We start from the raw sequence: 26696 nt of genomic DNA, 5'->3' as shown, positions 1-26696 counted from the left end.
TATTAAAATCATTCATCAATTGAATAAATCGTAAGGCATCTGACTGTGGCAAGAAAAACACCCATTGAGCGTTATAGAAACATCGGTATTATGGCGCATATCGACGCTGGAAAAACAACGACAACAGAGCGTGTGCTCTTTTATACTGGCGTATCGCATAAATTAGGTGAAGTTCATGATGGTGCGGCGACCATGGATTGGATGGAGCAAGAGCAGGAGAGAGGGATAACAATTACCTCTGCAGCCACAACTTGTTTCTGGAAAGGAATGGCTGAAAATTATCCAGAGCATCGAATCAATATTATTGATACACCAGGACACGTAGATTTCACTATTGAGGTTGAGCGCTCATTGCGTGTTCTCGATGGAGCATGTACGGTATTTTGTGCGGTTGGTGGTGTGCAGCCACAAACTGAAACGGTTTGGAGGCAAGCAAACAAGTATAAAGTTCCTCGCTTGGCGTTTGTAAATAAGATGGACAGGTCGGGGGCGAATTTCATGCGTGTGTATGATCAGATAAAAACGCGGCTTAAAGCCGTGCCTGTACCAATACAACTGCCAATAGGTGCAGAGGATAAGTTTGAAGGTGTCATTGATTTAGTAAAGATGAAAGCTATTTACTGGGATGAAGAAAGTAAAGGCACAAAATTTGAAGAGCGTGATATACCAGCAGATTTGACAGCGGATGCGCAGGCGTGGAGAGAAAAAATGCTCGAGACGGCAGCAGAAGCAAACGAAGATTTGATGAACAAATATCTTGAGAATGGAGATTTGGAAGCTTCGGATATTAAAAGTGGTTTGCGAGCACGGACTATAAATAATGAAATAGTTCCAATGATGTGCGGAACCGCCTTTAAGAATAAAGGTGTGCAAGCTATGTTGGATGCTGTGATAGATTATATGCCAGCACCCACTGATGTCTTGGCGATTCAGGGTGAAACTGAGCGTGGTGAGCCGGATAAAAGAATGGCTGATGACAACGAGCCTTTTTCAGCATTGGCGTTCAAGATTGCAACCGATCCCTATGTAGGGCAACTAATATTTTTTAGAGTTTATTCTGGGGTTGTTGTGTCAGGTGATACAATCTACAACCCAGTGAAAGGAAAAAAAGAAAGAATTGGCAGGATACTGCAGATGCACGCAAATCAGCGTGAAGAAATCAAGGAAGTCCGGGCTGGAGATATTGCGGCAGCTGTTGGTCTGAAAGATGTCGTTACCGGAGATACCTTGTGTGATCCGCAAAAAATAATCACACTGGAAAGAATGGATTTTCCAGAACCGGTCATTCATGTGGCAGTTGAGCCAAAGACAAAAGTAGATCAGGAAAAGATGGGGATTGCGCTCAATAGATTGGCGCAGGAAGATCCTTCGTTTAGGGTGCGGACAGATGAGGAATCTGGGCAGACAATTATCTCTGGTATGGGTGAATTGCATCTCGAAATCATCGTCGACCGTATGAAAAGAGAATTTGGTGTAGAAGCAAATGTAGGAGCGCCACAGGTTGCTTATCGTGAAGCGATACGAAAACAAGTTGAAATAGAAGGTAAATTTGTGAAGCAATCGGGAGGGCGCGGGCAGTATGGTCATGTGTGGTTGAGAATGGAGCCAAATGAAACTGGAAAAGGTTTTGAGTTCATAGACCAAATAAAAGGTGGCTCAGTGCCGCGAGAATATATACCAGCCGTTGAAAAGGGATTATTGGAAACGCTGCCAAGCGGCGTATTAGCTGGGTATCCAGTAGTGGACGTAAAGGTTACACTTTTTGATGGCTCATATCATGATGTGGATTCTAATGAGAATGCATTCAAAATGGCTGCTTCAATAGCATTCAAGGACGGAATGCGCAAGGCAAGTCCAGTGTTGCTGGAGCCCATGATGGCGGTTGAAGTGGAATCACCAGAAGATTTTATGGGGAATGTTGTCGGCGACTTGTCTTCAAGACGCGGCATGATCCAAGGAATGGAAGACGTTCCGGGATTCAAGGTAATTCGGGCTGAAGTGCCCTTGGCAGAAATGTTTGGATATTCCACGGCATTGCGCTCAGCTACTCAAGGCAGGGCAACCTATTCAATGGAGTTTAAGCATTATTCTGAGGCTCCGAAGAATGTAGCAGAAGCAATAATAAATAAGAAATAATTGAATTGTATAGAGTGTAAAGGAACGAGTCATGGCAAAAAGTAAATTTGAGCGGTCGAAGCCACACGTAAATGTAGGTACGATAGGACATGTCGATCATGGAAAGACGACGCTGACGGCGGCGATTACGACGATATTGACAAAGAAATTTGGTGGTGAAGCGAAGAGCTACGCGCAAATTGACTCAGCGCCAGAGGAACGTGCGCGCGGAATTACAATCAATACGGCACATGTGGAGTATGAGACAGCTAATCGCCATTATGCCCACGTAGATTGTCCTGGGCATGCGGATTATGTGAAAAACATGATTACTGGTGCAGCGCAAATGGACGGAGCGATACTGGTGGTGTCAGCAGCGGATGGCCCGATGCCGCAAACGCGTGAGCATATACTATTAGCACGCCAAGTAGGCGTACCGTACATCATCGTATACATGAATAAAGCCGACATGGTGGATGATGCGGAATTAATTGAGTTAGTGGAAATGGAAATAAGGGAATTGTTGTCGAAGTACGACTTTCCTGGAGATGACACGCCAATCATTGTTGGATCCGCTCTAAAGGCACTGGAAGGCGATCAAAGTGAAATAGGTGAAGCCTCCATCCTGAAACTGGCAGAAGCATTAGATAGCTATATTCCACAACCCGAACGTGCAATCGATGGTGCCTTTCTTATGCCGGTTGAAGACGTTTTCTCGATCTCAGGTCGTGGAACGGTAGTGACTGGACGAGTGGAGAGAGGTGTCATCAAAGTCGGGGAAGAAATCGAAATTGTTGGTCTTAAGCCCACACTGAAGACTGTATGTACAGGTGTTGAAATGTTCCGTAAACTGCTGGACCAAGGTCAGGCAGGTGACAATGTTGGAATATTGTTACGTGGTACGAAACGTGAAGAAGTAGAACGAGGTCAAGTTTTGGCAAAGCCAAGTAGCATATCACCGCATACTAAATTCACGGCTGAGATTTATGTGTTGAGCAAAGAAGAAGGTGGAAGGCATACGCCGTTTTTCCCCGGATATCGTCCGCAATTTTATTTCCGTACAACGGACGTTACAGGGGCAATTGAATTACCGGCGGGAACTGAGATGGTAATGCCTGGGGATAATGTGTCAGTGACAGTGAATTTAATAGCGCCGATAGCGATGGAAGATGGATTGCGTTTTGCTATACGCGAAGGCGGAAGAACTGTTGGTGCCGGTGTCGTTGCTAAAATAATTGAGTGATTTTGGAAGGTTATAAAGAGTAAAGTTCAATCAAAAGTTATATTGAATTTATAAACTCAGAAACGAATATATGCAAAACCAGAAAATTAGAATTCGTCTTAAAGCCTTTGATTATCGGTTAATAGATAAATCGGCATTAGAAATTGTTGAAACAGCAAAAAGAACGGGGGCTGTTGTTAAAGGCCCCGTACCCTTGCCGACTAGAATTGAACGTTTTGATGTGCTGAGATCACCGCACGTAAACAAAACATCACGTGATCAATTTGAAATTAGGACGCACTTAAGGCTAATGGATATTATTGATCCAACGGATAAAACAGTCGATGCGCTTATGAAACTGGATCTGCCGGCTGGTGTGGATGTAGAAATTAAATTGTAAAAAAATACATTTCTTTGGTAAGAAGAAAATGTTTATTGAAGTAAAATAAGTTAGATAGTATTAAAAAGACTCCTTAAAGAGGATAAAAATGAGTTTAGGATTAATCGGTCGGAAGATCGGTATGACACGAATATTTACAGAAAATGGCGAAAGTTTGCCAGTGACGGTCATTGATGTATCTGATAATCGTGTGACTCAGATAAAGAAAATTGGGAAAGATGGCTATTCTGCTGTTCAACTTGCTTTTGGAAAAAAAAGAGCGAGCAGAGTAAACAAATCCAGTGCTGGTCATTTTGCTAAAGCAGGTGTTGAAGCTGGGAGTATTCTAAAAGAATTTAGAATAAATAAAGATGAAGATCTTGATCAACTTCAAAACGGAATGGTGATTAAGAATGATATTTTTAAAGTTGGACAAAAGGTAGATGTGTCAGGAATAACAATCGGTAAAGGATATGCCGGTGTAATTAAAAGACATCACTTTTCATCTAATAGAGCAAGTCATGGCAACTCAAAAGCACATAATAAGCCTGGCTCAATTGGTATGGCGCAAGATCCAGGACGTATTTTCCCCGGGAAACGTATGTCTGGGCATTTGGGGAATGTTAAAAGAACCACACAAAATCTTGAAGTAATAAGAATTGACAGTGAAAGAAATCTATTGTTGGTAAAAGGTGCGATACCTGGAGCAAAAGATGGGAATGTCATTGTGCGTCCGAGTATAAAAGAAAAAAAATAAATTAATTGAAAAAGTAATAAGGTGAACAGGTAATGGAACTACAGCTTATCGATAAAAAGAATCAGAAAACAGGCAGTATTACAGTTTCTGATGAGCTTTTTAATAGAGATTACAATGAGGCACTTGTTCATCAAGTCATAACATCATATTTGTCCAATGCGCGTGGAGCTACACGAGCTCAAAAGGGTCGATCAGATGTGGCTAAATCAACACGTAAACCATGGAGACAAAAAGGTACTGGGCGTGCGCGCGTAGGGATGGCATCTAGTCCAATTTGGCGTGGTGGTGGTAAAATTTTTCCAAGTAGTCCTGATGAAAATTTTAGAAAAAAGTTGAATAAAAAAATGTATCGTGCTGGTGTCAGTGTGATTGTATCTCAGTTAATACGGGATAATCGATTGTTAGTCACAGATGCGTTTGCTGTTGATACGCATAAAACTAAAGCACTTTCGGAAAAATTAGAAGCACTTGGATTAAATGAAGTAATGGTTATAACCCATGAGATTGATGATAATTTGTATTTGTCGTCACGAAATATTCCTCGTGTTGCTGTTGTGGAAGTAAAAAATATTGATCCGGTAAGTCTTTTAAGATTCGAAAAAATTCTTATTACCACTGAAGGACTGAAGAAATTTGAGGAGCTACTTTCATGAATAATGTAAATATCAACCATGAACGCTTATTAAAAATAATATTAGCTCCACATATTTCTGAAAAAGCAACATTTCTGGGAGAAAAAAATAATCAAACAGTATTCCGTGTGGCGACAGATGCAACTAAAAATGAGATTAAAGCTGCTGTCGAATTATTGTGGAAAGAACAAAAAATTGAAGTTAAAAATGTTCGCACTCTCAATGTAAAAGGAAAACGAAAGAGATTTGGACGTTTCATGGGGAGTCGAAGGGATTGGAAGAAAGCTGTTGTTAGCATCAAAGAAGGACAAGAATTAAATTTTACAAATTTTTCAAATGCAGAGGCTAAGTGATGGCACTTGTAAAATTAAAACCGACATCACCAGGGCGAAGATCTGTAGTCAGATTGATTAATAAGGATTTGCATAAAGGTGAGCCACATAAAAATTTACTTGAAAAACAATCCAAAACTGCTGGGCGTAATCATCATGGACGAATTACAACCAGGCACCGCGGTGGTGGTCATAAACAGCATTATAGAATGATTGATTTTAAGCGTGACAAAGATGACATTGCAGCCGTTGTTGAGCGTATCGAATACGATCCAAATCGAACTGCGAATATTGCTTTGATATGTTATATAGATGGTGAAAGAAGATACATAATAGCTCCTAAAGGGCTAACTGTTGGTACCCGAATTAGTAGCGGCAGAAACGCCCAGATTAAGACAGGTGATTCTTTACCATTACGCAACATACCGATGGGAACGATAATTCATTGTGTTGAATTGTTGCCAGGTAAAGGAGCTCAATTGGCACGTTCTGCGGGAGCATCGGTTCAACTGCAAGCACGCGAAGGTAATTATGCTCAAATTAAGCTTCGCTCTGGCGAGATGCGTAAGGTTCATATCGATTGTCGAGCAACAATAGGTGAAGTGGGGAATGCTGAGCATAACTTAAGATCTATTGGTAAAGCGGGTGCAGTACGATGGCGAGGAATCAGACCGACAGTTAGGGGAGTTGCGATGAATCCAATTGATCATCCTCATGGAGGAGGTGAAGGTAGGACTTCTGCTGGACGGCATCCCGTAAGCCCATGGGGAACTCCTGCCAAAGGCTACAGAACTCGTAATAATAAAAGAACAGATGTGATGATTGTACGTCATCGTTATTCAAAAAAAGGATGATAGTTAAATGGCACGCTCAGTAAAAAAAGGTCCGTTCGTTGATTCACATTTATTATCAAAAATTGAAAAATCGCGTGAAACAAATGATAAGAGGCCTATAAAAACATGGTCAAGGAGATCAACAATTCTGCCAGACTTTATAGGATTGACAGTTGCAGTTCATAATGGAAAACAACATATTCCGCTTTTTGTGACAGAAAATATGGTTGGTCATAAGTTTGGTGAATTTTCATTAACACGCACTTTTAAAGGCCATGCTGGCGACAAAAAAGCTGTAACGAAGCGATAGGACATAATCATGGAAACAACTGCTATATTACGCGGCGTTAGTTTATCAGCTCAAAAAGGACGTCTTGTAGCTGATCAAATTAGAGGTCTTTCTGTAGACAAGGCATTAAATATATTATCGTTCAGTCCAAAGAAAGGAGCTGAAATAATACGAAAGCTTTTGGAGTCTGCAATAGCTAATGCAGAGCACAATGATGGAGCTGATATAGATGAACTTAAAGTTTCTACTATATATATCGATCGAGGAACATCGATGAAGCGCACAAGTGCGCGCGCGAAGGGACGTGGCAATAGAATTGTAAAACCTACATGTCATATATTGCTTACTGTAGGCGATAGTGATAGTCACACTAAATAAAGGTATTAATTGATATGGGTCAAAAAATTCATCCAACCGGATTTCGTCTATCAGTTCAAAGGAATTGGTTGTCTAGATGGTATGCAAATAGTAATAATTTTGCCACTATGCTCAATGAAGACATAAAAGTTCGAGAATTTCTTAGCGATAGATTAAAAAATGCATCGGTTGGTAGAATCCTGATAGAGAGACCCTCGAAAAATGCAAGGATTACAATTTTTAGTTCACGCCCCGGTGTTGTGATTGGTAAAAAAGGGGAAGATATCGAAGTGTTACGGAGTGAACTGCAAAAAAGAATGGGGGTTCCTGTTCATGTTAATATCGAAGAGATCAGAAAGCCGGAGCTTGATGCGCAGTTAATAGCAGATAACATAGCACAGCAATTAGAAAAACGAATAATGTTTCGTCGTGCCATGAAACGGGCTATGCAAAATGCAATGCGGCTGGGTGCCCAAGGGATCAAAATAATGAGTTCTGGAAGATTGAACGGAATAGAAATTGCTCGTACAGAGTGGTATCGTGAAGGAAGAGTTCCTCTTCATACGTTAAGAGCTGATCTCGATTATGGAACATCGGAAGCAAAAACTACTTATGGAATTATAGGTATAAAGGTGTGGATATTTAAAGGTGAAGTGCTTGGAAAGGGCGATCAGGCTGCACTTACAATAACAAATCCTAATACAGATAACGAAAAAAAGAAGACTTCTAAGAAAACAGCTGTTTCTTTTGTGAAAGCAGCTGGTACAGAACATACAACAAATACAGAAGTTAACAAGAATTCTGGAGAGAAAAATGCTTCAGCCAGCTAGAACAAAGTATAGAAAACAGCAAAAAGGTAGGAATACCGGAGTGGCAACACGTGGAGCAAAAGTAAGTTTTGGCGAATTCGGACTCAAAGCGATTGGTAGGGGTAGATTAACAGCACGTCAGATTGAGGCAGCACGTAGAGCCATGACAAGGCATATAAAAAGAGGCGGACGTATTTGGATTCGGATTTTCCCAGACAAACCCATTTCACATAAACCAGCAGAAGTTAGAATGGGTAAGGGAAAAGGGAATCCAGAATATTACGTAGCTGAAATACAGCCAGGCAAGATGTTATATGAAATGGATGGTGTTAATGAAGAAACGGCAAAAGAAGCATTCCGTCTTGCTGCTGCTAAGTTACCAATCAGAACAATGTTTACAATAAGACAAATTGGCGGATAGTAATGAAAGCAAGTGAATTAAGAGAAAAACAATTGCCTGAATTGAATAAAGAACTAGTTTCATTGCTAAAAGCACATTTTGGTCTACGTATGCAACTAGCCACTCAACAGTTATCAAATACAAGACAATTGAAATTAATAAAAAGAGATATTGCAAGAGTGAAAACTGTTATAACTCAGAAACAAGCAAATCATGACTAATGAAAAATTAAAGCGTACTTTAAGTGGGCGGGTCACAAGCAATAAAATGAATAAAACTGTGACAGTTCTTGTAGAACGTAGATTAAAGCATCCTTTGTATGGAAAGTTTATAACAAGATCTAAGAAGTACCATGCCCATGATGATAGCAATCAGTTTTCGATTGGAGATTTTGTTCAAATTGTTGAGTGCAAACCATTATCAAAAACCAAAAGCTGGATGGTAACAAAGCTTCTTACTGATGAATCAAATACATGATCTTCTAATTGTAGATTTAATATTATGTTTTCTTGCAGTGAATCATTAGGTATAATGAAAAATTTAGCCGTGAATAACTCAAGGTGATAAATTAACTTTTGCAAGCTTTAATGTAAGCGATACTTTAGAGTGCTATAAAACGCTGGTTACGAAAAATCATATGAAAAGCGAATAAAAATGATTCAAATGCAATCAATATTAAAAGTAGCAGATAATACTGGGGCAAGGTCACTAATGTGTATCAAAGTTCTCGGTGGTTCTAAAAGACAATATGCTGGCATCGGTGACATAATTAAAGTAAGTGTTAAAGATGCAGCTCCTAGAGGCCGAGTTAAAAAAGGTGAAGTTTATAATGCTGTTGTGGTTCGCACCGCAAAAGGCGTAAGACGTATTGACGGATCTTTATTAAAATTCGATGAAAATGCTGCAGTATTGTTGAATAATAAATTTGAACCAATTGGAACACGTATTTTTGGCCCAGTAACTAGAGAATTACGTAACGCGCGTTTTATGAAAATCGTATCATTAGCGCCAGAAGTTTTATAGTAGTAAAAAGGGAACAGATATGCAGAAAATTAGAAAAGGCGATGATGTTATAATTATTGCGGGAAAAGATAAGGGTAAAAGAGGAGCTGTGATGCGTACCGTTGGCGAAGATCGTGTTTTGGTTCAAGGTATAAATACTGTAAAAAAACATCAGAAACCAAACCCAACCATCGGAAATGCTGGTGGAATAATTGATCGTGAAATGTCAATACATATTTCAAATGTTGCTATTTATAATTTTATTTCAAAAAAATCGGATAGAGTTGGCGTTATTGTAGATAACAATAATAATAAAGTACGTATATTTAAATCTACTGGCGATTTAATTAAAACTTAATAAGGGAATTGGAATTTATGGCGCGTCTGCAAGAGTATTATCGGAATACTGTTACTAAACAGTTGATCGATCAATTTAGTTACAAATCCATTATGGAGGTACCTTGCATCAGCAAAATAACTCTAAATATAGGTTTAGGTGAAGCAACTGTTGATAAAAAGATTGTCGAGCACGCGATTTCTGATATGAAGAAGATTTGCGGACAGCAACCTGTAGTTACAAAAGCCAAAAAATCAATTGCTACTTTCAAGGTGAGGCAAGACTATCCTATTGGATGTATGGTTACACTTCGTCGAGTAAGGATGTATGAATTTCTTGATAGATTGATAACAGTGGCGATACCTCGAATTCGTGATTTTCGTGGTATATCTGGAAAATCATTCGATGGGAGAGGAAATTATAATATGGGCATTAAAGAGCAAATAATATTCCCTGAAATTGATTACGATAAAATAGACGCATTGCGCGGCATGAATATATCGATTACAACAACTGCAAAGAGTGATGCAGAAGCAAAAGCTTTGCTAATTGCTTTTAATTTTCCATTTAAGAATTGAGGTTATACGATGGCAAAGCTTTCAATTATTAATAGAAATTTAAAAAGAATTAAGGTAGTGGAGAAATTTGCTGAAAAACGCTTAGCATTATTTAAGATAATTAATGATGCTAAACTTAATGAAGATGATCGTTTTAATGCACGAATAGCATTGCAAAATCTTCCAAGAGACTCGAGTCCTGTAAGATTGCGAAATAGATGCTCATTAACAGGAAGACCACGTGGAGTATATTCAAAATTTGGTTTGGGAAGAAACAAACTAAGAGAAATAGCGATGAGCGGTAAGATACCTGGCATTATTAAAGCGAGCTGGTAAATTTATTGTGCCCCTCCATCTACCGAATTTACTAAATCAAAACAAATATGAAATTTTTTATTTCAAATATTATAAATAGTAGGTACTGATATGAGTATGAGTGATCCAATTGCCGATATGTTAACGCGAATAAGAAATGCGCAATTGGCAAAGATAAATTCTGTAAAAATGCCGAGCTCGAATATTAAGTTATCGATTGCAAATGTTCTTAAAGATGAAGGATATATTTCTGATTTCAGTATAATTACCGATAAAAATAAAAATATTTTGGAAATTTCTCTGAAATACTATTCAGGTGCTCCTGTTATCGAGCAAATAAAACGTATTAGCAAACCGGGTTTGAGAATATATAAATCTAGTAAGAATCTACCTGATATAATGAACGGTTTGGGAATAGCAATAGTATCCACTTCTAATGGAGTAATGACTGAAAGGAAGGCGCGTGCATCAGGTATTGGTGGTGAACTTCTGTGTGTTGTTGTTTAGTTTAAAGGATTTTTAAATGTCTCGAGTAAGCAAGAACCCGATATCAATACCTGCTAATGTAGAAGTTAGTATAATGCCTTGCAATGTTTCAGTAAAAGGACCTTTAGGCACACTGAATCAGGCATTAACTAATGATATTATGCTAGAAATTAATGAAAATGTTCTAAAGATTCAAACGACTAACAATTCGCAACATGCAAATGCGCTTTCAGGTACTATTCGCGCACTTATTGCCAATATGGTTCATGGAGTATCGATTGGATTTGAAAAAAAATTACAATTAGTTGGTGTTGGCTATAGAGCACAAGCACAGGCGGGTCAGAATAAAGTAAATTTAACTTTAGGTTTTTCGCATCCAGTAGATCATGTAATACCAGATGGTATAACAATTGAAACTCCATCACAAACAGAAATAATAATTAAGGGTATAGATAAGCAGAAAGTAGGTCAAACTGCAGCAGATATTCGTGCTTATAGAAAACCTGAGCCCTATAAAGGTAAAGGTGTTCGGTATTCTGATGAGGTTATTATTCTCAAAGAAACGAAGAAAAAATAATTGAGATAAATATGTTGAACTTAAAAGAAAATAGAATTAGACGCTCATTAAAAACACGTATTAAAATTGCAAAATTAGGTGTAATTCGATTATCTGTGCATCGTACAAATTCTCATATATATGCTCAGCTCATAGATGATAAAAATAATAAGATCATAACTTGTGCTTCAACTCTAGAACCTGAAGTTCGAAAGTCTCTAACAAAAGGCGGTAACGTAGCTGCAGCTGCGTTAATAGGCAAAAGACTTGCTGAAAAGGCAGTAAATTGTGGAATATCCAATATAGCTTTTGATCGTTCAGGTTATAAATATCATGGACGTGTAAAAGCCTTAGCTGATGCAGCTCGTGAAAATGGATTGAAATTTTAAATTAAGGTTTTACTATGGCCAAAACTACAAAAACTAACGGAAAAACAACAGGAATAGAAGAAAGCGGTGATGATTTACGCGAGAAAATGGTGGCCATTAATAGAGTTACTAAGGTAGTAAAAGGTGGGCGTATTCTCGGCTTTGCAGCACTCACAGTTGTCGGAGATGGTGATGGTAGTGTCGGAATGGGTAAAGGAAAATCCCGCGAAGTTCCGGTTGCTGTACAAAAGGCCATGGATGAAGCGAGAAGACGAATGACTAAAATTAAAATTAAGGGCGGTACTATTTATCACCCTATTACTGCTTCGCATGGTGCTGCAAAAGTTTATATGCAACCTGCGCCAGAGGGAACAGGAATTATTGCTGGAGGACCCATGCGCGCGATTTTTGAAGTCATGGGAATGACCAATATTCTTGCGAAATGTATCGGCTCTACAAATCCCTATAATGTTGTGAGAGCGACCCTCAAAGGTCTTAATGCAATGAATACGCCAGCAAATATTGCAGCAAAAAGGGGTAAGACAGTAAAAGAAATTCTTGGACAAGATAATGGTTAATAAAGCATTAAGAACAATAAAAGTTACTCTTGTAAAAAGCCCTATAGGTACGAAACAATCTCATCGAGCTACTGTTCGCGGATTAGGATTACGCAAAATTAATAGTTTTTCAATCCTAAATGACACGCCTGAAATTCGTGGAATGGTTAATAAAATTAATTACTTAGTTAAGTGTGAATAATATGTACTTGAATTCAATTAAATCAGCAGCTGGCTCAAAGAAAAATAAATTAAGAGTCGGAAGAGGTATGGGTTCAGGAATTGGAAAAACTTGTGGTAGAGGACACAAAGGACAAAAATCACGCGCAGGTGGTTTTCATAAAGTGGGATTTGAAGGTGGTCAAATGCCGATTCAACGAAGATTACCTAAACGTGGATTTTCTACTATAAAAGAACTTAATACTTGTGAATTAAAATTATCCGATCTAATTGATTGTTCAGATCAGGAAATTAATCTTCAATTATTGAAGAAATTAAAACTTATTTCAAATAAAGTACAAAAAGTAAAAATATTAAATTCTGGTACTTTAGATAAGAAAATTCAAATAAAAGGAATTCTTGTAACTAACAGTGCTAAAAAAACCATAGAATCACATGGTGGCTCTATTACATAGAAGTATAAGGATATAAATTGGCTACAAAAGGTGCATCAGTTAAAGCTGTTGATAAATTTGCTGATCTGAAACAACGTTTATGGTTTCTACTGTTAGCGTTGATAGTATATAGAATTGGAGCGCATGTCCCTGTTCCAGGAATTGACCCAATTACTCTGAAAGAGTTATTTGATTCTCAAGAAAGTAGTGTGCTGGGAATGTTTAATATGTTTTCCGGTGGAGCACTTTCAAGATTTTCAATTTTTGCACTTGGTATAATGCCGTATATTTCAGCTTCCATCATAATGCAATTAGGAACAGTGGCAGTTCCTTATCTCGAAGCATTAAAGAAAGAAGGGGAAAGCGGACGTAGAAAAATTTCACAATACACAAGATATGGTACGTTAGCATTAGCCTTAGTTCAAAGTTATGGGATTTCAGTTGCCCTGCAATCTCAACCAGGTTTAGTTATACAACCTGGTGGAATGTTTGTACTTACGACAGTCATAACATTAGTTACAGGTACCATTTTTTTAATGTGGCTTGGTGAACAAATTACAGAACGCGGAATAGGAAATGGCATATCTTTAATTATTTTTGCAGGAATTGCTGCTGGATTACCAAGTGCAATTGGTGGAACTTTAGATTTAGTTAGCACTGGTTCTATGCATTTTCTTGTTGCACTCTGTATTTTTCTTGCAGCTGCATTAGTTACTGCAATAGTTGTTTTTGTAGAAAAGGGACAAAGGCGAATTCTTGTTAATTACGCCAAACGTCAAGTTGGACAGAAGGTATATGGAGGACAAAGCTCTCATTTGCCTTTAAAGCTCAATATGGCTGGTGTTATACCACCTATTTTTGCTTCAAGTATTATTTTATTTCCTGCTACTTTAGCAGGTTGGTTTGCTACTGGCGAATCAATGATATGGCTAAAAGATGTTAGTGCAGCATTATCACCTGGACAGCCTATATACGTAATACTGTATGCCGTAATGATAATATTCTTTTGCTTTTTTTATACTGCGCTTGTATTTAACCCAAAAGAAACATCCGATAACCTTAAAAAGAGTGGCGCATTTATTCCAGGAATAAGACCAGGCGAGCAGACAACAAGATACATCGAAAAGATAATGCTGCGCTTGACTCTTACAGGATCTATTTATGTGACTCTCGTTTGTTTATTACCTGAATTTTTAATACTTAAATGGAACGTGCCATTTTATTTTGGCGGTACATCATTATTAATCATTGTAATCGTAACAATGGATTTTATGTCGCAAATTCAATCACATGTTATGTCTTCACAATATGATAGCTTACTGAAGAAAGCTAATTTTAAAACAGGTAACGCGAAGTTACCTACAAGATAATTAAATAATGATAGTTAATGGCTAAAGAAGACACTATACAGATGCAAGGTGAGATATTAGAAACTCTCCCTAATGCTACTTTTAGAGTAAAACTAGAAAATGGGCATATTGTGCTTGGACATATTTCAGGAAAGATGCGTATGCACTATATACGTATCTTACCTGGTGATAAAGTTACAGTAGATTTAACCCCATATGATTTAACAAGAGCCAGAATAACATTTAGAGCTAAATAACTTTCTTATTTGAACAATTGTTTAAATAAAATTAATTTTCGTTTAATGGAACTTCTATAATGAAAGTAAATGCATCTGTTAAGAAATTTTGCAGAAATTGTAAAATAATTCGACGTAATCGGGTAGTTCGCGTAATTTGTTCTGACCCGAGACATAAGCAACGGCAAGGTTAATTGTAATAAATTTTGTATATACAAGACAGGAAAATTAAATGGCGCGTATCGCTGGCGTAAATATACCCAATCATCAGCATGTTGGTATCGCACTTACAGCAATTTATGGTATTGGAAGATCCAGTTCTAAAAATATTTGTAATGTGGTTGGTATTGAAACAGATAAAAAATTAAAAGATTTGTCTGAAGAACAAATTGATCAATTACGAGATCATATATCAAAGCTTACTATTGAAGGTGATTTACGTCGTGAAATATCCATGAATATAAAAAGATTAATGGATCTTGGATGTTATCGAGGACTCCGGCATAGACGAGGCTTGCCAGTGCGGGGTCAACGAACACGAACAAATGCTCGAACAAGAAAGGGGCCACGCAAAGCAATACGAGCAAGATAAAGAATTAAATTTAATCCAAATATGTATTATTAAAAAGGAATTTATTTTCCATGGTAAAAGTAGCTACAAGAGTTCGTAAGAAAATTAAAAAAAACGTATCGGAAGGGATAGCACATATTCACGCCTCGTTTAACAATACCATTGTTACTATCACAGATAGACAAGGCAATGCATTATCGTGGGCAACTTCAGGTGGAGCTGGTTTTAAAGGATCAAGAAAGAGTACTCCTTTTGCTGCTCAAGTAGCAGCTGAAAATGCAAGCAAAATTGCTATTGAATGCGGAGTAAAGAATCTCGAAGTAAGAGTCAAAGGGCCGGGTCCTGGACGCGATTCTGCTGTAAGGGCATTAAATGCAGCTGGTTTCAAGATTACAAGTATTTCTGATGTAACGCCAGTCCCGCATAATGGTTGTCGACCACCAAAAAAACGTCGTATTTGAGGAGAGTACGTTGGCTAGAAATCTTGATCCAAAATGCAAACAATGTCGGCGGGAAGGCGAGAAGCTTTTCTTGAAAGGCGAAAAATGTTTTACTGATAAATGCGCAATTGAAAGACGAAATTATCCTCCGGGTCAACATGGCCAGAAGAAAGGAAGATTATCAGACTATGGCGGACAACTTCGTGAAAAACAAAAAATTAGAAAGATATATGGAATTCTGGAAAGCCAATTCCGTAATATTTACAAATCTGCAGATCAACAACGTGGTGTAACGGGTGATAATTTGCTTCAATTATTGGAAAGCAGACTAGATAATGTTGCTTATCATATGGGGTTTGGATCATCCCGATCAGAAGCGAGACAAATAGTTAGGCATAATTGTATCCTTGTCAATGGTAAGCGTGTGAATATTCCAGCTTATTTGGTTAAAACAGGTGATACGATTGAAATAACTAAGAATGCTAAAGATCAATTAAGAATTAAAGCATCTATTGAAGCTGCAGATAGACGAAATTTCCCTGCTTGGATAGATATGAATGTGAAAGAAATGAAAGGAATTTTTAAATCTAAGCCAGAGCGATCTGAACTACCTGCAACAATAAATGAATCCTTAGTTGTTGAATTATACTCTAAGTAAAATAATAAATTTTTGGTTAGCTTTTAGCTAAAGGACATTACTATGCAAGGTAATGAATTATTAACACCACGTATTATTGATGTTCAGAATATATCTCCTTTACATGCTAAAGTTGTTATGGAACCTTTTGAAAGAGGATATGGCCATACTTTAGGTAATGCTTTAAGAAGAATACTTTTGTCGTCTATGACAGGATTTGCTCCTACTGAAGTAAAAATAGCTGGAGTAGTACATGAGTATTCAGCGCTTGACGGTGTTCAAGAAGATATTGTTGATATTCTTCTGAATATTAAAGGGATAGTATTAAAGCTTCATAATAACGATGAAGCTATTATAACTTTGAAAAAATCTGGGAAATGTGTTGTTACTGCTGGTGATATTGATGTTGGGCATGATGTTGAGATACTAAATCCTGATCATGTTTTAGCGCATTTAACATCTGATGGAAAGATTGATATTCAATTAAAAATAGAAAAAGGAAGAGGGTACGTACCTGCTACTGTTAGAAAAAATAAAAATATTGAAAATAGTGTAGGTACGATCTTACTGGATGCTTCATTCAGTCCTATCAGACGTGTTAGTTATACAGTCGAGAGTGCTCGCGTTGAACAAAGAACTGACCTTGATAAATTAATAATGGATTTGGAAACTAATGGTGTAGTTGAGCCCGAAGAAGCAATACGCTTTGCTGCGCGTGTACTGGTGCAGCAATTATCTGTGTTTGCCGATTTAGAGAGCACGCCTATTCCTAAGGAACAGCCGCAAGTACCTCAAATAGATCCTATTTTATTAAGGCCAGTTGATGACCTGGAACTCACAGTAAGATCTGCTAATTGCTTGAAAGTAGAGAACATTTATTACATTGGTGATCTTATTCAACGTACGGAAGCTGAACTACTACGTACGCCTAATCTAGGAAGAAAGTCTTTAAATGAAATAAAAGAAGTCCTTGCTTCACGCGAACTTACTCTTGGAATGAAATTAGATAATTGGCCACCGGCAAATCTTGATAATCTAGCTAAGGACTCAAATCATGCGCCACAATAACGCATTAAGAAAATTAAACAGATCTAGTAGTCACAGGGCAGCAATGTTTCGTAATATGAGTAATTCCTTATTGAAGCATGAAATTATTAAAACAACTCTTCCAAAGGCAAAGGAACTGAGAAGATATGTTGAACCTGTTATAACATTGGCCAAGATACCAACACTCGCAAATAGACGATTGGCATTTAATAGATTAAGAGATCGAGACAATGTTACAAAACTCTTTAGCGAACTCGGACCGCGCTATATAACAAGACCTGGTGGATATATTAGAATTCTTAAATATGGTTTTAGAAAAGGCGATAATGCACCTATGGCTCTTGTTGAACTTGTTGACAGACCACAAGATAATCAAGATCTGAAAACTGAAGTTGCAGAATAATAATTAGTATTTAATCTGTTAATAGAAGATCGCTAATTTATGAATTTCATAATAATTCAGAATAAAATATAAAAATCTGACATACCCCTCTTTTTGTATGAATCAGAGAACATTAACAATTCTGAAACTTTTGAATGATGGACAATTTCAAACCGGTATATCTTTAGCTAAGAAGCTTAATTGTTCACGTGCAACAATTTCCAATGCTTTAAAAAATATTGATTCTTATGGTATTGTATTAGTTAAAATTAGAGGACGTGGGTATCGTTGGATTAATACAATTTCATATTTAAATAAGGATGTAATTCTTGGTTTTTCCTTAATTAATCCGAAAAGCTTCTCTATCAGAATTTTTGAGACTCTAGAATCAACAAATAGTTTTTTATTAAACAATCTGGAATTGAGAGTATCAAACAATGATTGTATACCAGTAGTTGCTACTGAATTTCAAACACATGGACGAGGTCGTGCAGGAAGATCTTGGCAGAGTGGTTTTGGGGACAGTCTTACTTTCTCTATAGTCTGGCGCTTTGAGCAAGGCGTGTCTACACTATCGGGATTAAGCTTATTGATAGGTGTCGCTGTAGTTCGTGTTTTAAAATCATTCTCGATTACTGAAGTTGGTCTTAAATGGCCTAATGATATTTTATTTGATAATCAAAAATTGGCCGGCGTATTGATTGATCTTCGAGGCGAAATATTTGGACCTTCTTATGCAATAATTGGAATTGGTATCAATTTTAAGCTCTCTGAAATTATTAAATCTTCTATTAAACAAAAAATAACCGATTTGTCAACAGTTTCTTGTCTAAAAATCGATCGTAATTTAATCTTTAGCGCATTATTAGTAGAACTTAAAAAATTATTATCTGATTTTGGTTGTTATGGCTTTTCATATTTCAAGAATGAATGGATAAGCTATCATGTGTATGAAGGAAAGGAAGTTAGCTTGATATTGCCAAATGGTAGTAGCATTGTGGGCACTGTTGATGGCGTAGTTGATGATGGTTCGATTTGTTTAAGAACGCCTGTGGGGAAAAAATCGTATCATGTAGGTGATATTTCTTTGCGCTCGAATTATCATTGAGATTTTGATGCCTTATATTCTAGCGATTGACTCTGGCAATTCATACGTAAAATGGGGATTGTTTAATCACGGACGATGCTTAAGACAAGGAAAAGTGTCTAACGAACAGATACTTAGTTTAAATAAAGAATTTAGAGAATTAATTATTCCAGAAAAAATTGTAATTTCTCATGTCGCACGAGTGATTACGAAAAATGAAATCTGTGAGCAAATTTCAATTTGGCCGGTTGTGCCACTTTGGATTCGAACGCACTCCTTCCAATGTGGTGTTTCTAATGGTTATTCTGATTTTAGTCAATTAGGATGTGATCGCTGGGCAGCTTTAATTGCAGCATGGAAAATGCAACGACATGCTTGTTTAGTTATAAATGTTGGTTCGGCTGTGACCATTGATGCTTTGTCTGATTCTGGAAATTTTCTTGGCGGCATCATTTTACCTGGTTTCCAAATGATGCTCAAAAGTCTGCAACAGGGCACTCAGTTAATTGATGCGGATTTGGATAAATATGAAGACTTCCCTGTGTGCACCAATAGTGCAATACATAGCGGTATAATAGATTCTTTGGTAGGAGCTATTGAACGTATGTATAATTTACTATCTCTAAAGATAGATCATCCTGTAGAAAAGTGCATTATAAGCGGAGGTGGGGCATCTTTATTAATTCCTTTTATTAAGCTTCCAATTAAAGCTATTGATAATTTAGTACTGGAGGGACTTATTGTTATCGCTGAAGATTCTTAATGCGCTTTTAAGTTGTAATTTCAAAGTAAATTTATGTCTCGATTCAACAATGTAACCTTCTATACATCAGTCAATGATATACGGGATTTGCCCGTGCATGCAGGTATTGAGATTGCATTTGCAGGGCGGTCCAATGCTGGAAAATCAAGTGCAATTAATACACTTACAAATCGGAGCCGGTTGGCTTTTGTCAGCAAAACTCCTGGTCGCACACAATTAATTAATTATTTTAAATTAAATACAGACCAATTCTTGGTTGATTTGCCTGGGTATGGATACGCTAAAGTTCCAGATTCGATACGCCAACACTGGCAGAATTTATTGAGCAATTATTTGCAAACGCGCGAGCCCCTCAAGGGCTTAGTGTTGATAATGGATATTCGTCATCCACTCAAACCTCTCGATATTAAAATGCTTGATTGGTTTGCACCAACTGGAAAAGCAATTCATATATTACTAACGAAAGCTGACAAGTTGAGCGCACAACAGGCAAATATTACCTTAAAAGACGTAGCTCTGTATCTGAAGAGTGCCTATCCGCAATGCACTGTTCAGTTATTTTCGAGCTTAGCATCCACTGGCGTTGAAGGTGCCGCGACCGTTATTAGCGATTGGTTAGGTGCTAATTAGAAATTTACTGATAATGATATTGTTAGTTCAGCGGAAGAATAAAAAAACCCCGGTTAAAGGGGAGTAAAACCGGGGGAACCGCCTTAATATCACTTAAGGCCCTGCCTCAGGGAGGAAAGACAGGGGGACAATCAGAATGTCCTTTTATAAGAGGACTTAAAGATTAAATTAGTTCCCAACCAGAATTCTTTTTTATTATATTTTTATTCATTATGTTTTCTTATAGCCAATTTCCTCAAAGAAGAATGCGTCGTATGCGTCGTGATAAATTTTCTCGGCGTCTTATGCAAGAAACTCACCTTCGAATCGATGATCTGATTTATCCAGTTTTTGTATTGGATGGAAAAAAACGTATTGAGAATGTCAAGTCTATGCCTGGCGTTGTAAGGCAGAGTGTTGATATTTTAATGACTAAAGCTGAAAATTGTTTGCAACTAGGTATTCCAGCGCTTGCTATTTTTCCGGTTATTGATACTGAACTTAAGAACCTCACGGCGAGCGAAGCATATAATCCCGATGGGTTGGTACCTAGAGCGGTCATGCAATTAAAAAAGAATTTTCCTGAGTTAGGAGTGATTACAGATGTAGCGCTGGATCCATATACAAGTCATGGTCAAGATGGTTTGATTGATCAACATGGCTACGTACTGAATGATGAAACAGTAGATGTTCTCTGTCAGCAAGCATTGGTACATGCGCAAGCTGGTGCTAATATTGTAGCGCCATCCGATATGATGGACGGACGCATTGCGGCAATCCGTAATAGTTTGGATAGTCAGCAGTTTATTCATACACGAATATTGGCTTATTCAGCTAAATATGCTTCAAGTTTTTATGGGCCATTTCGAGATGCTGTCGGTTCGGCGACAAACCTCGGGGCTAGTAATAAATATACATATCAAATGGATCCGTCAAATTCAGATGAAGCACTTTGGGAAGTTGGAGCAGATTTGAACGAAGGTGCTGACATGGTAATGATTAAACCTGGGATGCCCTATTTGGACATTGTTCGTCGGGTGAAAGATCATTTTGGCGCACCGACCTTTGTATATCAGGTTAGTGGCGAGTATGCAATGCTCAAAGCTTCTGCAATTAACGGATGGTTAAATGAAGAGGCCTGTGTGCTTGAATCTTTGCTTGCTTTTAAACGCGCAGGCGCGGATGGGATTTTAACTTATTATGCGGTAGAAGCAGCAAATTGGTTGAGAAAGAGTCTATAATTTATTGAATAATAATAAATTATTGGTTGATATTAGAACAATTGGTCTTTTAAATCTCTTGTTACTTTCGGTGCATCATGAATAAAACTGTCAGTGAGCGGAGGAAGTTGTTCATTATAGAAATATTCTGTAGCATCTCCGGATGGTTCTCTGAATCCTGTTACTGAATTAATTCTTGTGGCAAGGACTCCATTAGGAGGTTTGTATTCTGCCATGGGTATACCCTTCAGGACTGGACCCATATAATCCATCCAAATAGGTAATGCTACACGACCCCCTGTTTCATTATTTCCTAGGGACTTAGGCTCGTCATATCCTGTCCAGGCAATTGTGACCAAATCTTTCTGAAAACCACAGAACCAAGCGTCAATAAAATTACTGGTGGTACCGGTTTTTCCTGCCAAATCGTTGCGTCCCAGCTGTTTAGCTTTAATGGCTGTGCCGTGATTGATAACATCCTGCATCATGCTTGTCATGATAAATGCATTACGGGGATCAATGACACGTTTGGCGCCATTCAAAACTGCTACGGGTTGGAATTGTTCGATTATGGTTCCTTTCTCATCTTCAATTCGCTTTATAAAATAGGGCGCAATACGGAAACCGCCATTTGCAAAAATTGCATACCCTGCAGCCATTTGCATTGGTGTAACCGAACCAGATCCTAATGCCATGGGTAAATACGGTGGATGACGATTTGCATCAAAACCAAATCGGGTAATGTAATCTTGAGCATACTGTATACCGATTGCCTGAAGTATTCGAATAGACACAAGATTTTTAGATTTTACTAGCGCAGTACGCAAGCGCATAGGCCCTTCGAATTTTCCATCAAAATTCTTTGGCTCCCATAATTGACTACCCGTTTGGGCAGCACTGAAAGATAGCGGTGCATCATTAATGATTGTGGCGGGAGTGAAACCCTTTTCCAAAGCTGCTGAATATATAAATGGTTTAAAACTGGAGCCAGGTTGTCGCCAGGCTTGCGTGACATGATTAAATTGATTTTTCTGAAAATCAAACCCGCCAATTAAAGCACGGATAGCACCATCATTGGGGTCAAGGGAAACAAGCGCGGCTTCTATTTCTGGAAGTTGGGTGATATGCCAACTGTTGTTTTTATCTTTTTGTACACGAATCAATGCACCCGGAGTAATGTATTTTTTTCCAGCTTCTTTTTTATCAACCAGAAATTTTTGTGCAAATTTAAGCCCATCGCCCGTAATTTCAATGATTTCCCCACCCTTACGATAAGCCTGGATTGTATTTGGTTTAGCACTTAGTACGATGGCTGCATAAATATCATCACTATCATTGATTTCTTCCAATGCATCATCAAGAGTTTTTTCCTGATTACTGCCATGTTTAAGTAAGTTCACATATGCTTCTGGGCCACGATAACCACGACGCCTGTCATATTCGATGACGTTTTTACGTAGCGCCCTGTAGGCGGCTTCCTGATCCAACTGACGGATTGTTGTATAGACTTTGATACCTTTGCTATAGGTTTCTTCTTGGTAACGGTCATATATCACCTGGCGGACCATCTCAGCAACATAATCAGCCGGCATTGCAAAGGTGGTCGACTGCTTCTTAACGGGAATAGGTTGTTTCTCTAATTCGCCCAATTCCTCGCTGGAGATGTAGTTAAGTTTATGTAAGCGGCCCAATACATAAAGTTGCCTGCTTTTAGCACCCTTAGGATTACTGATAGGGTTATAACTCGAAGGCGCCTTAGGTAATCCGGCCAACATGGCCGCTTCTGCAATATTAATTTCTTGCAGTGATTTTCCAAAATATGTTTGTGCCGCAGCTGCAAAACCATAACTGCGCTGGCCGAGGTAAATTTGATTGACGTAAAGTTCTAGGATGTTGTCTTTGCTAAGATTGTTTTCAATTTTGAAAGCCAAAAGCGCTTCGCTGAATTTTCTAGTCAGTGTTTTTTCTCTTGTCAGAAAAAAATTTCGTGCTACTTGCATTGTTATAGTGCTGGCACCCTGACGTACACTTCCCGCAGAAAAATTTGAATAAGCTGCACGCAAAACTCCTAGGTAATCAACGCCGCTATGTTCATAAAAACGATCGTCTTCGGCAGCAAGGATTGCCTGTTTAAGATTTTCCGGTACATCAGAAATATTGACAACATTCCTACGTTCCGCTCCAAATTCTCCTATTAATAGGCCTTCATCACTATAAATGCGCAAAGGTATTTTAGGGCGGTAATCAGTTAGTGTATCTAATGATGGTAAGTTGGAATGGATGACCAGTGCGGCAAATCCAGCTAGCAACACGCCAATCAAACCTAATGCTGATAATGTGACAAAAAAATAATACAGCCAACGTGCTAACATGAATTTGGATTTATTAATTGATGCGATCGTTAAAATACACAGTTATAGGGGGTATATCTATTGTTTTTCTTTGAATAGGATTTCTTGGATTCTGTCAGAATCAATGCCAATCATTTAGTCTGTTGAGTAACTATATTGAATTGCTGTAGATAATGAGTAGTTTACATATATTCAGCATTAATAGGGTAATTTATAATTTGCGAGTATCGCTTCTAATAAGCCAATGTTCAAGGGAAATTTTGCTATCAATTTAGACTTCTTTAAGATGAAGTCGCCACCATTAATAGGTGTGGACATTAGTTCTTCATCTGTAAAGATGGTCGAATTATCATTGGTTGATAAAGAAAATCATACCTATCGTATTGAACGCTATGCAATTGAATCCATGCCGGCGGATGCAATGTTGGATGGCGCGATCGAAAACATGGAGGCGGTCAGTGAATGTCTGCGGCGTGGATGGAAACGTATGGGAACCCGCCAGAAGAATGTTGTGCTTGCACTGCCCGCGACTGATGTGATTACCAAAAAGATCGTTGTTCCAGATGGACAGCGTGAGGATGATTTGGTTTTTCAAGTCGAAAACGAAGCCAGTCAATATATCCCTTTTCCTTTAGATGAAGTTGATTTGGATTTTCAAGTTACTAGGCCAGTTCCAGATAATCCGGAAGAAGTTGAAGTGCTTATCGCCGCATCACGTAAAGAGAAGGTGGAAGACCGTGTGGCTGCCGCGCTCGCTGCAGGTCTTAAGACAGTCATTATGGATGTTGAGCCTTATGCAGCGCACGCAGCATTTGAGTTAACCCTGAGTCAATTACCTGGGGGTGGAAAAGATCAGGTTATGGCACTGGTTGACATTGGTGCAACAATTATGAAAATTAATGTACTTCTTAATGGAGAATCATTATATACGCGAGATCAGCCATTTGGTGGCAATCAACTGACTCAGGAGATTCATAATCAATTTAATCTCTCGCTGGAAGATTCGGAGACTGCTAAAAGAGGTGGGAGTCTTCCTGAGAACTATAAAGCGGATGTTTTGCAGCCATTTTGCGAAACACTGGCTATTGAAGTGATGCGCGCTATTCAGTTTTTTTACACATCAACACAATATACCGAAGTTAATTATATTTTTATTGCAGGTGGATGCGCAGTTATTCCCGGGTTAGACGCAATCATCACATCACGTACCCAAGTAAGCACGCTCGTTGTGAATCCTTTCTCAACCATGGAGTTGTCGAGTCGTATCATTCCAAGGCAACTTAATATGGATGCGCCTTCTCTGCTAATTGCCTGCGGTTTGGCGCTACGTAGTTTTGATCCATCATGATTCGTATTAATCTACTACCCCATCGCGAACTAAAGCGTAAAGCGAGGCAGCAGCAGATTGCAGTTCTGGCAGGTTTGATAGGTTTATTATCGATTGCTGTTGTTATGAGCATTCATACGATTAACGCTGGAAGAATAGATTACCAGAATGGCCGCAATCAATACTTAACTGACCAGATTACTATTCTGGATAAAGAAATTGCTGAAATCAGAGAAATAAAAACGCAGACACAGGAACTGCTAGCGCGCAAGCAAGTTGTTGAGACATTGCAGAGCAGCAGGTCTGAAGTTGTTCATCTATTGGATCAGTTGGTCAGATTACTTCCGGATGGCGTGTATTTACAAAGTGTCAAACAAGTAGACCATAACATTACTTTAGTTGGGTATGCGCAATCTAATGCCTGGGTTTCTGTGTTGATGCGTAACCTTGAATCATCTCAATGGCTTGAATCACCCTTATTGATAGAAATTAAGGCGATGACTGTGAATAATGTGCGCCAAAATGAATTTAACATGCAAATAAAGCTCAAGAGGGTAACTTTAGACGCTGTGCCAAATCTATCCCGCGGTACCGCTACGAAATCTTAAGACTGTGCTTGCGATGAATAATCTACTTCTTGAATTACGCCAGCTCGATATCAACCAAGCTGGAAACTGGCCGGTGGCATTTAAGATTGCCGCTTTGGCTATTTTATTTATTGCCATTATCGTTGCAGGTCATTTCCTGGTGTGGCAGGAGCAAATTGAAACACTGGAGAATATTCAAGCTCAGGAAGAAACTTTAAAAAACACTTATCTGGCTAAAAAAAGAAGTGCTGTTAATTTGCCCGCTTTACGTCTGCAATTAAAGGATATTGAACAATCGCTCAGTGCTTTGCTGAAACAACTTCCCAATAAATCAGAAATGGAAGCGTTATTGGTTGATATTAATCAGGCTGGCCTAGGCCGTGGGTTACAGTTTGAATTATTTAAGCCAGCGGCGAAGGAAACGATGCACGCGTTTTATGCCGAACTCCCCGTTTCTATCCGTGTGACAGGCGGCTATCACGATATTGGGGCATTTGCCAGCGATGTTGCACAGTTATCACGTATCGTAACATTAAATGATATTAGTGTAACACCGGGAACTGATGGAAAATTAGTCTTGGATGCTGTTGCAAAAACATTCCGCTATCTGGATGAAGAAGAAATAACAAAGCAAGCCGGGGGCAAATGAATTATGATAAGAAATATACTTCTGCTCGCCTTGTTTGTGATTTCTCTAACCATGATAGCTGCTTGTACTCAGAATGATTATACTGACCTGGAAGCATTTGTTCAGAGTTCCGGAAATGGCTTGCAAGGACAGGTTGATCCAGTGCCGGATGTTAAGCCTCACCAATATTTTACTTATCAGGCATTTGATATATCCAGCCCATTTGTGCCGCGTAAAAACGATCAAGCACAAACTATTACGAGTGGAGTTCAACCTGATTTAAACCGGCATAAGGAAGTACTGGAATCCTACCCACTGGAAAGCTTATCGATGGTTGGCTCACTGCAGCGACACGATAGCATTTTTGCCTTGATTAAATCTCCAGATGGTACATTGCATCGAGTGAAAATTGGTAATCACCTGGGTCAGAACTTCGGGAAAATTGACCATATTTCAGAAGCAGAAGTTAAACTGTCGGAAATTGTGCAAGACGGTGTGAATGAATGGACTGAACGGACTAGTGCGCTTATGCTGAAAAATTAGGA

General features: G+C 38.4%; 40 protein-coding genes. 39 read left to right on the top strand and 1 reads right to left on the bottom strand.

Annotation, left to right across the window (positions count from 1 at the left end; all coding sequences use genetic code 11):
* Positions 1 to 45 precede the first annotated feature (45 nt).
* From fusA to hemB, 35 genes are all read left to right on the top strand, one after another.
* Positions 46 to 2136 (top strand): elongation factor G, encoded by a 2091-nt coding sequence (fusA, locus tag NIT79A3_RS13925; protein WP_013966802.1) that lies wholly within the window; start codon positions 46 to 48, stop codon positions 2134 to 2136.
* 31 nt (positions 2137 to 2167) lie between these two features.
* Positions 2168 to 3358, top strand: a complete 1191-nt coding sequence (tuf, locus tag NIT79A3_RS13920; RefSeq protein ID WP_013964986.1) for an elongation factor Tu — start codon at positions 2168 to 2170, stop codon at positions 3356 to 3358.
* A gap of 70 nt (positions 3359 to 3428) precedes the next feature.
* Positions 3429 to 3737: a 30S ribosomal protein S10 gene (gene rpsJ, locus NIT79A3_RS13915; protein WP_013966801.1), complete on the top strand. Its 309-nt coding sequence runs from the start codon at positions 3429 to 3431 to the stop codon at positions 3735 to 3737.
* Positions 3738 to 3825: 88 nt separating this feature from the next.
* Positions 3826 to 4473 carry a 50S ribosomal protein L3 gene (gene rplC / locus NIT79A3_RS13910; protein ID WP_013966800.1) on the top strand — a complete coding sequence of 216 codons (648 nt, stop codon included), beginning with the start codon at positions 3826 to 3828 and terminating at the stop codon, positions 4471 to 4473.
* A gap of 32 nt (positions 4474 to 4505) precedes the next feature.
* Positions 4506 to 5126 carry a 50S ribosomal protein L4 gene (gene rplD / locus NIT79A3_RS13905; protein WP_013966799.1) on the top strand — a complete coding sequence of 207 codons (621 nt, stop codon included), beginning with the start codon at positions 4506 to 4508 and terminating at the stop codon, positions 5124 to 5126.
* Positions 5123 to 5458, top strand: a complete 336-nt coding sequence (gene rplW, locus NIT79A3_RS13900; protein WP_013966798.1) for a 50S ribosomal protein L23 — start codon at positions 5123 to 5125, stop codon at positions 5456 to 5458. Before rplD ends, rplW begins: the two co-directional genes overlap by 4 nt.
* Complete coding sequence (gene rplB, locus NIT79A3_RS13895; RefSeq protein ID WP_013966797.1) at positions 5458 to 6291, top strand: 50S ribosomal protein L2; 834 nt, start codon at positions 5458 to 5460, stop codon at positions 6289 to 6291. The genes rplW and rplB overlap by 1 nt, the downstream gene beginning before the upstream one ends.
* Positions 6292 to 6298: 7 nt before the next feature.
* Positions 6299 to 6580, top strand: coding sequence for a 30S ribosomal protein S19 (gene rpsS / locus NIT79A3_RS13890; RefSeq protein ID WP_013966796.1), 282 nt, complete (start codon positions 6299 to 6301; stop codon positions 6578 to 6580).
* Positions 6581 to 6589: 9 nt separating this feature from the next.
* Positions 6590 to 6937 (top strand): 50S ribosomal protein L22, encoded by a 348-nt coding sequence (gene rplV, locus NIT79A3_RS13885; RefSeq protein WP_013966795.1) that lies wholly within the window; start codon positions 6590 to 6592, stop codon positions 6935 to 6937.
* Between the two features lie 14 nt (positions 6938 to 6951).
* Positions 6952 to 7746: a 30S ribosomal protein S3 gene (gene rpsC, locus NIT79A3_RS13880; protein ID WP_013966794.1), complete on the top strand. Its 795-nt coding sequence runs from the start codon at positions 6952 to 6954 to the stop codon at positions 7744 to 7746.
* The gene (rplP, locus tag NIT79A3_RS13875) at positions 7730 to 8146 is read left to right on the top strand and encodes a 50S ribosomal protein L16 (RefSeq protein ID WP_013966793.1); all 417 of its coding nucleotides are present in this window, start codon (positions 7730 to 7732) and stop codon (positions 8144 to 8146) included. Before rpsC ends, rplP begins: the two co-directional genes overlap by 17 nt.
* A 2-nt stretch (positions 8147 to 8148) precedes the next feature.
* Positions 8149 to 8346, top strand: coding sequence for a 50S ribosomal protein L29 (gene rpmC, locus NIT79A3_RS13870; RefSeq protein WP_013966792.1), 198 nt, complete (start codon positions 8149 to 8151; stop codon positions 8344 to 8346).
* On the top strand, positions 8339 to 8602 hold the full coding sequence (rpsQ, locus tag NIT79A3_RS13865; RefSeq protein ID WP_013966791.1) for a 30S ribosomal protein S17: 264 nt from the start codon (positions 8339 to 8341) through the stop codon (positions 8600 to 8602). The genes rpmC and rpsQ overlap by 8 nt, the downstream gene beginning before the upstream one ends.
* Before the next feature lie 177 nt (positions 8603 to 8779).
* Entirely contained in the window at positions 8780 to 9148 is a 369-nt protein-coding gene (gene rplN, locus NIT79A3_RS13860; RefSeq protein WP_013966790.1) for a 50S ribosomal protein L14, read from the top strand.
* Positions 9149 to 9167: 19 nt separating this feature from the next.
* On the top strand, positions 9168 to 9485 hold the full coding sequence (rplX, locus tag NIT79A3_RS13855; RefSeq protein ID WP_013966789.1) for a 50S ribosomal protein L24: 318 nt from the start codon (positions 9168 to 9170) through the stop codon (positions 9483 to 9485).
* A 17-nt stretch (positions 9486 to 9502) separates the two neighbouring features.
* Complete coding sequence (gene rplE, locus NIT79A3_RS13850; protein WP_013966788.1) at positions 9503 to 10042, top strand: 50S ribosomal protein L5; 540 nt, start codon at positions 9503 to 9505, stop codon at positions 10040 to 10042.
* Positions 10043 to 10051: 9 nt separating this feature from the next.
* Entirely contained in the window at positions 10052 to 10357 is a 306-nt protein-coding gene (gene rpsN, locus NIT79A3_RS13845; RefSeq protein WP_013966787.1) for a 30S ribosomal protein S14, read from the top strand.
* Positions 10358 to 10447: 90 nt separating this feature from the next.
* Complete coding sequence (gene rpsH / locus NIT79A3_RS13840; protein WP_013966786.1) at positions 10448 to 10843, top strand: 30S ribosomal protein S8; 396 nt, start codon at positions 10448 to 10450, stop codon at positions 10841 to 10843.
* Positions 10844 to 10859: 16 nt separating this feature from the next.
* The gene (rplF, locus tag NIT79A3_RS13835; protein ID WP_013966785.1) at positions 10860 to 11399 is read left to right on the top strand and encodes a 50S ribosomal protein L6; all 540 of its coding nucleotides are present in this window, start codon (positions 10860 to 10862) and stop codon (positions 11397 to 11399) included.
* Positions 11400 to 11410: 11 nt separating this feature from the next.
* Positions 11411 to 11767, top strand: a complete 357-nt coding sequence (rplR, locus tag NIT79A3_RS13830; RefSeq protein ID WP_013966784.1) for a 50S ribosomal protein L18 — start codon at positions 11411 to 11413, stop codon at positions 11765 to 11767.
* Positions 11768 to 11781: 14 nt separating this feature from the next.
* Positions 11782 to 12324 (top strand): 30S ribosomal protein S5, encoded by a 543-nt coding sequence (gene rpsE, locus NIT79A3_RS13825; protein ID WP_013966783.1) that lies wholly within the window; start codon positions 11782 to 11784, stop codon positions 12322 to 12324.
* Positions 12317 to 12505, top strand: a complete 189-nt coding sequence (rpmD, locus tag NIT79A3_RS18410; protein ID WP_013966782.1) for a 50S ribosomal protein L30 — start codon at positions 12317 to 12319, stop codon at positions 12503 to 12505. The genes rpsE and rpmD overlap by 8 nt, the downstream gene beginning before the upstream one ends.
* 1 nt (position 12506) lies before the next feature.
* A complete protein-coding gene (gene rplO / locus NIT79A3_RS13820) occupies positions 12507 to 12938 on the top strand; it encodes a 50S ribosomal protein L15 (RefSeq protein ID WP_013966781.1) in 432 nt (143 codons plus the stop codon).
* 17 nt (positions 12939 to 12955) lie between these two features.
* Positions 12956 to 14287 (top strand): preprotein translocase subunit SecY, encoded by a 1332-nt coding sequence (gene secY, locus NIT79A3_RS13815; RefSeq protein ID WP_013966780.1) that lies wholly within the window; start codon positions 12956 to 12958, stop codon positions 14285 to 14287.
* 17 nt (positions 14288 to 14304) lie between these two features.
* Entirely contained in the window at positions 14305 to 14523 is a 219-nt protein-coding gene (infA, locus tag NIT79A3_RS13810) for a translation initiation factor IF-1 (RefSeq protein ID WP_013966779.1), read from the top strand.
* Between the two features lie 59 nt (positions 14524 to 14582).
* Positions 14583 to 14696: a 50S ribosomal protein L36 gene (gene rpmJ / locus NIT79A3_RS18405; RefSeq protein ID WP_013966778.1), complete on the top strand. Its 114-nt coding sequence runs from the start codon at positions 14583 to 14585 to the stop codon at positions 14694 to 14696.
* Between the two features lie 38 nt (positions 14697 to 14734).
* Positions 14735 to 15094, top strand: coding sequence for a 30S ribosomal protein S13 (gene rpsM / locus NIT79A3_RS13805; protein ID WP_013966777.1), 360 nt, complete (start codon positions 14735 to 14737; stop codon positions 15092 to 15094).
* 50 nt (positions 15095 to 15144) lie between these two features.
* Positions 15145 to 15534: a 30S ribosomal protein S11 gene (rpsK, locus tag NIT79A3_RS13800; RefSeq protein WP_013966776.1), complete on the top strand. Its 390-nt coding sequence runs from the start codon at positions 15145 to 15147 to the stop codon at positions 15532 to 15534.
* Positions 15535 to 15544: 10 nt separating this feature from the next.
* Positions 15545 to 16171: a 30S ribosomal protein S4 gene (gene rpsD, locus NIT79A3_RS13795; protein ID WP_041360363.1), complete on the top strand. Its 627-nt coding sequence runs from the start codon at positions 15545 to 15547 to the stop codon at positions 16169 to 16171.
* A gap of 42 nt (positions 16172 to 16213) precedes the next feature.
* Positions 16214 to 17218 carry a DNA-directed RNA polymerase subunit alpha gene (gene rpoA, locus NIT79A3_RS13790; protein ID WP_013966774.1) on the top strand — a complete coding sequence of 335 codons (1005 nt, stop codon included), beginning with the start codon at positions 16214 to 16216 and terminating at the stop codon, positions 17216 to 17218.
* Entirely contained in the window at positions 17205 to 17600 is a 396-nt protein-coding gene (rplQ, locus tag NIT79A3_RS13785) for a 50S ribosomal protein L17 (RefSeq protein ID WP_013966773.1), read from the top strand. The genes rpoA and rplQ overlap by 14 nt, the downstream gene beginning before the upstream one ends.
* A gap of 97 nt (positions 17601 to 17697) precedes the next feature.
* A complete protein-coding gene (locus NIT79A3_RS13780; RefSeq protein WP_013966772.1) occupies positions 17698 to 18687 on the top strand; it encodes a biotin--[acetyl-CoA-carboxylase] ligase in 990 nt (329 codons plus the stop codon).
* Between the two features lie 7 nt (positions 18688 to 18694).
* The gene (locus tag NIT79A3_RS13775; protein WP_013966771.1) at positions 18695 to 19429 is read left to right on the top strand and encodes a type III pantothenate kinase; all 735 of its coding nucleotides are present in this window, start codon (positions 18695 to 18697) and stop codon (positions 19427 to 19429) included.
* A 93-nt stretch (positions 19430 to 19522) separates the two neighbouring features.
* Complete coding sequence (gene yihA / locus NIT79A3_RS13770) at positions 19523 to 20059, top strand: ribosome biogenesis GTP-binding protein YihA/YsxC (protein ID WP_348225634.1); 537 nt, start codon at positions 19523 to 19525, stop codon at positions 20057 to 20059.
* A 212-nt stretch (positions 20060 to 20271) separates the two neighbouring features.
* Positions 20272 to 21279 (top strand): porphobilinogen synthase, encoded by a 1008-nt coding sequence (hemB, locus tag NIT79A3_RS13765; protein ID WP_041360362.1) that lies wholly within the window; start codon positions 20272 to 20274, stop codon positions 21277 to 21279.
* 32 nt (positions 21280 to 21311) lie between these two features.
* On the opposite strand, the gene NIT79A3_RS13760 is transcribed toward hemB, so the two are convergent.
* Positions 21312 to 23630 (bottom strand): penicillin-binding protein 1A, encoded by a 2319-nt coding sequence (locus NIT79A3_RS13760; protein WP_013966768.1) that lies wholly within the window; start codon positions 23628 to 23630, stop codon positions 21312 to 21314.
* 223 nt (positions 23631 to 23853) lie between these two features.
* Here NIT79A3_RS13760 and NIT79A3_RS13755 point away from each other — a divergent pair, with 223 nt between their 5' ends.
* The 4 genes from NIT79A3_RS13755 to NIT79A3_RS13740 are packed head-to-tail and all read left to right on the top strand — an operon-like array spanning position 23854 to position 26694.
* Positions 23854 to 24957 (top strand): pilus assembly protein PilM, encoded by a 1104-nt coding sequence (locus NIT79A3_RS13755; RefSeq protein ID WP_013966767.1) that lies wholly within the window; start codon positions 23854 to 23856, stop codon positions 24955 to 24957.
* Positions 24954 to 25544, top strand: coding sequence for a PilN domain-containing protein (locus NIT79A3_RS13750; protein WP_013966766.1), 591 nt, complete (start codon positions 24954 to 24956; stop codon positions 25542 to 25544). Before NIT79A3_RS13755 ends, NIT79A3_RS13750 begins: the two co-directional genes overlap by 4 nt.
* A gap of 13 nt (positions 25545 to 25557) precedes the next feature.
* Positions 25558 to 26172: a type 4a pilus biogenesis protein PilO gene (locus NIT79A3_RS13745; protein ID WP_013966765.1), complete on the top strand. Its 615-nt coding sequence runs from the start codon at positions 25558 to 25560 to the stop codon at positions 26170 to 26172.
* A gap of 3 nt (positions 26173 to 26175) precedes the next feature.
* The gene (locus NIT79A3_RS13740) at positions 26176 to 26694 is read left to right on the top strand and encodes a pilus assembly protein PilP (RefSeq protein ID WP_013966764.1); all 519 of its coding nucleotides are present in this window, start codon (positions 26176 to 26178) and stop codon (positions 26692 to 26694) included.
* Positions 26695 to 26696: the final 2 nt, after the last annotated feature.

It is taken from the genome of Nitrosomonas sp. Is79A3 (genome assembly GCF_000219585.1).
Taxonomy (GTDB): Bacteria; Pseudomonadota; Gammaproteobacteria; order Burkholderiales; family Nitrosomonadaceae; genus Nitrosomonas.
The sequence above is the reverse complement of the archived record's forward strand: the minus strand, read 5'-3'. Positions and strand labels throughout refer to the sequence as shown.

Bases quoted from the DNA above. Each gene is read 5' to 3' on its own strand.
- tuf (WP_013964986.1), top strand. From the start codon at position 2,168: ATGGCAAAAAGTAAATTTGAGCGGTCGAAGCCACACGTAAATGTAGGT.
- rpsJ (WP_013966801.1), top strand. From the start codon at position 3,429: ATGCAAAACCAGAAAATTAGAATTCGTCTTAAAGCCTTTGATTATCGG.
- rplC (WP_013966800.1), top strand. From the start codon at position 3,826: ATGAGTTTAGGATTAATCGGTCGGAAGATCGGTATGACACGAATATTT.
- rplD (WP_013966799.1), top strand. From the start codon at position 4,506: ATGGAACTACAGCTTATCGATAAAAAGAATCAGAAAACAGGCAGTATT.
- rplW (WP_013966798.1), top strand. From the start codon at position 5,123: ATGAATAATGTAAATATCAACCATGAACGCTTATTAAAAATAATATTA.
- rplB (WP_013966797.1), top strand. From the start codon at position 5,458: ATGGCACTTGTAAAATTAAAACCGACATCACCAGGGCGAAGATCTGTA.
- rpsS (WP_013966796.1), top strand. From the start codon at position 6,299: ATGGCACGCTCAGTAAAAAAAGGTCCGTTCGTTGATTCACATTTATTA.
- rplV (WP_013966795.1), top strand. From the start codon at position 6,590: ATGGAAACAACTGCTATATTACGCGGCGTTAGTTTATCAGCTCAAAAA.
- rpsC (WP_013966794.1), top strand. From the start codon at position 6,952: ATGGGTCAAAAAATTCATCCAACCGGATTTCGTCTATCAGTTCAAAGG.
- rplP (WP_013966793.1), top strand. From the start codon at position 7,730: ATGCTTCAGCCAGCTAGAACAAAGTATAGAAAACAGCAAAAAGGTAGG.
- rpmC (WP_013966792.1), top strand. From the start codon at position 8,149: ATGAAAGCAAGTGAATTAAGAGAAAAACAATTGCCTGAATTGAATAAA.
- rpsQ (WP_013966791.1), top strand. From the start codon at position 8,339: ATGACTAATGAAAAATTAAAGCGTACTTTAAGTGGGCGGGTCACAAGC.
- rplN (WP_013966790.1), top strand. From the start codon at position 8,780: ATGATTCAAATGCAATCAATATTAAAAGTAGCAGATAATACTGGGGCA.
- rplX (WP_013966789.1), top strand. From the start codon at position 9,168: ATGCAGAAAATTAGAAAAGGCGATGATGTTATAATTATTGCGGGAAAA.
- rplE (WP_013966788.1), top strand. From the start codon at position 9,503: ATGGCGCGTCTGCAAGAGTATTATCGGAATACTGTTACTAAACAGTTG.
- rpsN (WP_013966787.1), top strand. From the start codon at position 10,052: ATGGCAAAGCTTTCAATTATTAATAGAAATTTAAAAAGAATTAAGGTA.
- rpsH (WP_013966786.1), top strand. From the start codon at position 10,448: ATGAGTATGAGTGATCCAATTGCCGATATGTTAACGCGAATAAGAAAT.
- rplF (WP_013966785.1), top strand. From the start codon at position 10,860: ATGTCTCGAGTAAGCAAGAACCCGATATCAATACCTGCTAATGTAGAA.
- rplR (WP_013966784.1), top strand. From the start codon at position 11,411: ATGTTGAACTTAAAAGAAAATAGAATTAGACGCTCATTAAAAACACGT.
- rpsE (WP_013966783.1), top strand. From the start codon at position 11,782: ATGGCCAAAACTACAAAAACTAACGGAAAAACAACAGGAATAGAAGAA.
- rpmD (WP_013966782.1), top strand. From the start codon at position 12,317: ATGGTTAATAAAGCATTAAGAACAATAAAAGTTACTCTTGTAAAAAGC.
- rplO (WP_013966781.1), top strand. From the start codon at position 12,507: ATGTACTTGAATTCAATTAAATCAGCAGCTGGCTCAAAGAAAAATAAA.
- infA (WP_013966779.1), top strand. From the start codon at position 14,305: ATGGCTAAAGAAGACACTATACAGATGCAAGGTGAGATATTAGAAACT.
- rpmJ (WP_013966778.1), top strand. From the start codon at position 14,583: ATGAAAGTAAATGCATCTGTTAAGAAATTTTGCAGAAATTGTAAAATA.
- rpsM (WP_013966777.1), top strand. From the start codon at position 14,735: ATGGCGCGTATCGCTGGCGTAAATATACCCAATCATCAGCATGTTGGT.
- rpsK (WP_013966776.1), top strand. From the start codon at position 15,145: ATGGTAAAAGTAGCTACAAGAGTTCGTAAGAAAATTAAAAAAAACGTA.
- rpoA (WP_013966774.1), top strand. From the start codon at position 16,214: ATGCAAGGTAATGAATTATTAACACCACGTATTATTGATGTTCAGAAT.
- rplQ (WP_013966773.1), top strand. From the start codon at position 17,205: ATGCGCCACAATAACGCATTAAGAAAATTAAACAGATCTAGTAGTCAC.
- NIT79A3_RS13780 (WP_013966772.1), top strand. From the start codon at position 17,698: ATGAATCAGAGAACATTAACAATTCTGAAACTTTTGAATGATGGACAA.
- NIT79A3_RS13775 (WP_013966771.1), top strand. From the start codon at position 18,695: ATGCCTTATATTCTAGCGATTGACTCTGGCAATTCATACGTAAAATGG.
- hemB (WP_041360362.1), top strand. From the start codon at position 20,272: ATGTTTTCTTATAGCCAATTTCCTCAAAGAAGAATGCGTCGTATGCGT.
- NIT79A3_RS13760 (WP_013966768.1), bottom strand. From the start codon at position 23,630: ATGTTAGCACGTTGGCTGTATTATTTTTTTGTCACATTATCAGCATTA.
- NIT79A3_RS13755 (WP_013966767.1), top strand. From the start codon at position 23,854: ATGTTCAAGGGAAATTTTGCTATCAATTTAGACTTCTTTAAGATGAAG.
- NIT79A3_RS13750 (WP_013966766.1), top strand. From the start codon at position 24,954: ATGATTCGTATTAATCTACTACCCCATCGCGAACTAAAGCGTAAAGCG.
- NIT79A3_RS13745 (WP_013966765.1), top strand. From the start codon at position 25,558: ATGAATAATCTACTTCTTGAATTACGCCAGCTCGATATCAACCAAGCT.
- NIT79A3_RS13740 (WP_013966764.1), top strand. From the start codon at position 26,176: ATGATAAGAAATATACTTCTGCTCGCCTTGTTTGTGATTTCTCTAACC.